Source organism: Klebsiella sp. CB_Kp196 (genome assembly GCF_040061575.1).
GTDB lineage: Bacteria > Pseudomonadota > Gammaproteobacteria > Enterobacterales > Enterobacteriaceae > Klebsiella > Klebsiella michiganensis.
Window position 1 is genome coordinate 1 of record NZ_JBEAFH010000019.1, and the last position, 4,269, is coordinate 4,269.

The following is a 4,269-nucleotide window of genomic DNA, read 5'->3' on the forward strand; positions in this document are numbered from 1 at the left end:
CATCAAACAAGTGAAGAGCCCATCCTGACGGATGGGCTTTTTGCGTTTTTGTCGTTTAAAATTGCCAGATTTTAGTCACGCCATGGTACCTGCTCCCCCTGACAATCAGGAAGCCTTCCCTCGCTATATACGGTAAACTAATGCAGATTTTGCATCTGGAAGCCATTATGAGCCACTCACTTAAGCCCTGGAACACCTTCGGTATTGACCGTTCTGCCAAAGCGATTGTACGCGCCGAAACTGAAAAACAGCTACTGGATGCCTGGCAAAATGCCACCGCAGAGCGCCAGCCAACCCTGATCCTTGGTGAAGGAAGCAATGTTCTGTTCCTGAAGGATTATTCCGGTACGGTCATTATCAACCGTATTATGGGGATAGAAGTGAGTGAAACATCTGACGCGTGGCATTTGCATGTTGGTGCAGGAGAAAACTGGCATCAGTTGGTCCAGTTTGCGCTAAATAACGGAATGCCGGGCCTGGAAAATCTTGCTTTGATTCCTGGCTGCGCCGGCTCCTCGCCGATTCAAAATATTGGTGCTTACGGCGTTGAATTACAGAAGGTTTGCCGGTACGTCGACTGCATTGAGTTGGTCACGGGGGTGAAACAGCGTCTTTCCGCTGCTGAATGTCGCTTTGGCTACCGGGAAAGTATTTTTAAACATGAATATCAGGACCGCTACGCCATTGTGGCGGTTGGTTTGACGTTGCCAAAAGCCTGGCAACCCGTTTTGACCTACGGTGATTTAACCCGGCTCGATCCGCAAACCGTTACCCCGCAGCAGGTATTTGACGCCGTCTGCCATATGCGCATGACCAAACTCCCCGATCCAAAAGTGAATGGAAATGCGGGGAGCTTCTTTAAGAACCCGGTCGTTAGCGCGGACAAGGCGCAAGCGCTGCTGGCGACCTATCCGGGCATCCCTCACTACCCTCAGCCGGATGGCAGTATGAAACTTGCCGCCGGCTGGCTTATCGATCAATGCCAGCTTAAAGGTAAAGTGATGGGTGGCGCAGCGGTGCATAGCCAGCAGGCGCTGGTATTGATCAATCAGCATCAGGCAACCAGTGAAGACGTGATTGAGCTGGCTCATTACGTACGCCAGCAGGTTGGTGAGAAGTTTAATATTTGGTTACAGCCGGAAGTGCGCTTTATCGGTGAAACGGGTGAAGTTAATGCCGAGGAGACCATCGCATGAAAGACTACACCGTTCCTTTGACGCTAATATCGATCCTGGCCGACGCTGAATTTCACTCAGGTGAACAGCTTGGCGAGCGTTTAGGGATGAGTCGGGCAGCAATCAACAAGCATATTCAAACGTTACGCGATTGGGGAGTCGACGTATTTACCGTTCCGGGTAAAGGCTACAGTCTCCCTGAGCCTATCCAGCTTCTGGATGAAGAGCAGATCGCCAGGCAGATCGAGCATGGCCGGGTAACCGTACTACCGGTGATTGATTCCACGAACCAGTATCTTCTGGACAGACTTAGCGAACTGCAATCGGGTGATGCCTGCGTGGCTGAGTATCAGCAGGCAGGTCGCGGCCGCCGCGGGCGCAAGTGGTTCTCGCCGTTTGGTTCTAACCTTTACCTTTCAATGTACTGGCGACTGGAGCAGGGCCCTGCTGCGGCTATAGGCTTGAGTCTGGTCATTGGGATCGTCATTGCCGAGGTGCTGCAAAGCCTGGGGGCGGATAAAGTTCGGGTGAAATGGCCAAACGATCTCTATTTACAGGATCGGAAGCTGTCCGGGATCCTGGTGGAACTCACGGGGAAAACCGGCGATGCTGCGCAGATAGTCAGCGGCGCGGGGATCAACCTCATGATGCGCCGGGTGGAGTCTGATGTTGTCAATCAGGGTTGGATCAGCCTCCAGGAGGCAGGGATCTCTATCGATCGTAATACGTTAGCGGCTTGTCTGATTAAAGAGCTGCGGGCAGGATTTAAACTTTTTGAGAATGAAGGTCTGGCACCCTATCTCACCCGCTGGGAAAAGCTCGATAACTTTATTAATCGACCGGTTAAACTTATTATTGGCGATAAAGAGATCTTTGGTATTTCGCGAGGTATTGATGCTCAAGGCGCATTATTACTGGAGCAGGACGGGATGGTAAAACCCTGGATTGGCGGTGAGATATCATTGCGCAGCGCTGAATAAAAAAAGGGGAGCTAACGCTCCCTTTTTTATTTTCTTAAACGCACCTGATTCACAGAGTGGTTTGCGCTTTTGGTCATTATAAGGCTGGCTCGCTCACGCGTTGGTAGAATGTTCTCTTTTAAATTCAAAAGATTAATCTCATTCCACAGCGATGTGGCAATATCAATTGCTTCATCTTTAGACAGCTGAGCATAGCTATGAAAATAGGAGTCCGGGTCGGTAAACGCGCCTTCGCGGAATTTCAGAAAACGATTGATATACCAGTTTTTTAGCAGTTCTTCAGGCGCATCAACGTAAATTGAAAAATCAACGAAGTCCGAAACAAATACATGATGCGGATCGTGTGGATAATCCATGCCGCTCTGCAGAACATTTAATCCCTCAAGAATTAATATATCAGGCTGCGTGACGGTTTTATCCCCATCAGGAATGACGTCGTAAATCAGATGTGAATAAACCGGAGCCGTAGCGTCAGGAACGCCGGATTTCAGGTCTGAGACGAATTTAACCAGGCGATGCATGTCATAAGACTGCGGGAAGCCCTTCTTCTTCATCAGGCCGCGTTCTTTCAATACCGCGTTAGGATGCAGAAAACCATCTGTCGTGATTAATTCTACATGTCGATGTTCAGGCCAGCGGCTCAGCAATGCTTGCAGCACGCGCGCGGTAGTGCTCTTCCCGACCGCCACGCTACCCGCAATGCTAATGATGTAAGGAATACGTTGGCCGTTGGTGCCAAGGAATTGTTCCAGTACAGCCTGGCGGCGCAGATTAGAGCTGATATAGAAATTGAGTAAACGCGACAGCGGCAAATAAATTTCCGCTACTTCTTCCAGGGAAAGATCTTCGTTGATGCCTTTTAACCGCGTGATTTCTTCTTCTGTTAGCGTCATCGGAACGGAATCACGAAGCGCAGCCCATTGGTCGCGGTTAAATTGTAGATACGGTGTCATTAACGTTTGCTCTTTTAGGCTCATAAGCATGCTCTTGCAACCGCCGAATTACATGAAGGCGGGGTGCTTCACACTAGTTAATCAGGACAATGGGCAGGAGGGTAACACCAGATTGCGAGGAATAATAAGAAAAAAACTCATTGAATGATGCTTTCTAAAGGTAGCATCACAGAGATGAATGGTTTGGTAAGGGGATATAAAGTTCTCAGCAGAGACCCGTGGGTTATTCATTGAATCGGGTGGTCAGGTGATGGGGTATCGATGCCGCTTTAGCGACTTCACTCTACTTTTTGCCCTCCTCGGCAACCCTATCCGTGAGGATGATTGGCGTATTTTTGTCCTGCTCTGTTTGAAATTACACCATTTTTTCTCGTTTGAGCACAAAATGTGAGCAATAGAACATTTTCTGCAATTTTTTAGTTGCATGAACTCGCAGGTCTCCCTAGAATGCGCGCTACTTGATGCCGACTTAGCTCAGTAGGTAGAGCAACTGACTTGTAATCAGTAGGTCACCAGTTCGATTCCGGTAGTCGGCACCATCAAGTGCCTGGTGGGGTTCCCGAGCGGCCAAAGGGAGCAGACTGTAAATCTGCCGTCATCGACTTCGAAGGTTCGAATCCTTCCCCCACCACCATCTTTCGGCAACGCTTTGCGGAGCCAGAGTTGATTGGTTAAACTGGTCAGCTCAAACAAAAAAAGAGACGCTTCTCTTTTTTTTGTTATAGAAAGAACTGGGTAGCCGAGTTTCAGGATGCGGGCATCGTATAATGGCTATTACCTCAGCCTTCCAAGCTGATGATGCGGGTTCGATTCCCGCTGCCCGCTCCAAACGTGCTGATATGGCTCAGTTGGTAGAGCGCACCCTTGGTAAGGGTGAGGTCCCCAGTTCGACTCTGGGTATCAGCACCACTTCTTTATCTCTCCTCCCCTGTTTCTCTCTTGTTTATTGCATTCAACAAGTCGGGCATGTTGCCCGGTTGATGTGGTGATATCACCGATTTATCCGTGTCTTAGAGGGACAATCGATGTCTAAAGAAAAGTTTGAACGTACAAAACCGCACGTTAACGTCGGTACTATCGGCCACGTTGACCATGGTAAAACAACGCTGACCGCTGCAATCACTACCGTTCTGGCTAAAACCTACGGTGGTTCTGCTCGCG

The 4,269-nt window shown here is 49.4% G+C and carries 4 protein-coding genes and 4 tRNA genes; 7 read left to right on the forward strand and 1 reads right to left on the reverse strand.

All coding sequences use genetic code 11. The features are described from left to right. Positions 1–167 precede the first annotated feature (167 nt). Together murB and birA are read left to right on the forward strand one after the other, a co-directional pair. On the forward strand, positions 168–1,196 hold the full coding sequence (murB, locus tag ABLU87_RS04670; protein ID WP_122117963.1) for a UDP-N-acetylmuramate dehydrogenase: 1,029 nt from the start codon (positions 168–170) through the stop codon (positions 1,194–1,196). Continuing rightward, positions 1,193–2,155 carry a bifunctional biotin--[acetyl-CoA-carboxylase] ligase/biotin operon repressor BirA gene (gene birA, locus ABLU87_RS04675; RefSeq protein WP_014837096.1) on the forward strand — a complete coding sequence of 321 codons (963 nt, stop codon included), beginning with the start codon at positions 1,193–1,195 and terminating at the stop codon, positions 2,153–2,155. Before murB ends, birA begins: the two co-directional genes overlap by 4 nt. 26 nt (positions 2,156–2,181) lie before the next feature. Here the strand turns inward: birA and coaA are convergent, their stop codons facing one another. Further along, a complete protein-coding gene (coaA, locus tag ABLU87_RS04680; protein ID WP_014227490.1) occupies positions 2,182–3,132 on the reverse strand; it encodes a type I pantothenate kinase in 951 nt (316 codons plus the stop codon). 439 nt (positions 3,133–3,571) lie between these two features. Here coaA and ABLU87_RS04685 point away from each other — a divergent pair. From ABLU87_RS04685 to ABLU87_RS04705, 5 genes are all read left to right on the forward strand, one after another. After that, positions 3,572–3,647: transfer RNA gene (locus ABLU87_RS04685), tRNA-Thr, on the forward strand. 10 nt (positions 3,648–3,657) lie between these two features. Then, positions 3,658–3,742 (forward strand) — tRNA-Tyr (locus tag ABLU87_RS04690). A gap of 119 nt (positions 3,743–3,861) precedes the next feature. Next, positions 3,862–3,936, forward strand: a tRNA-Gly gene (locus ABLU87_RS04695). A 5-nt stretch (positions 3,937–3,941) separates the two neighbouring features. Next, positions 3,942–4,017, forward strand: a tRNA-Thr gene (locus ABLU87_RS04700). 116 nt (positions 4,018–4,133) lie between these two features. Then, positions 4,134–4,269: GTP-binding protein (locus ABLU87_RS04705; RefSeq protein ID WP_009484166.1), on the forward strand; the 136-nt coding region annotated here is incomplete at its 3' end.

Bases quoted from the DNA above. Each gene is read 5' to 3' on its own strand.
- murB (WP_122117963.1), top strand. From the start codon at position 168: ATGAGCCACTCACTTAAGCCCTGGAACACCTTCGGTATTGACCGTTCT.
- birA (WP_014837096.1), top strand. From the start codon at position 1,193: ATGAAAGACTACACCGTTCCTTTGACGCTAATATCGATCCTGGCCGAC.
- coaA (WP_014227490.1), bottom strand. From the start codon at position 3,132: ATGAGCCTAAAAGAGCAAACGTTAATGACACCGTATCTACAATTTAAC.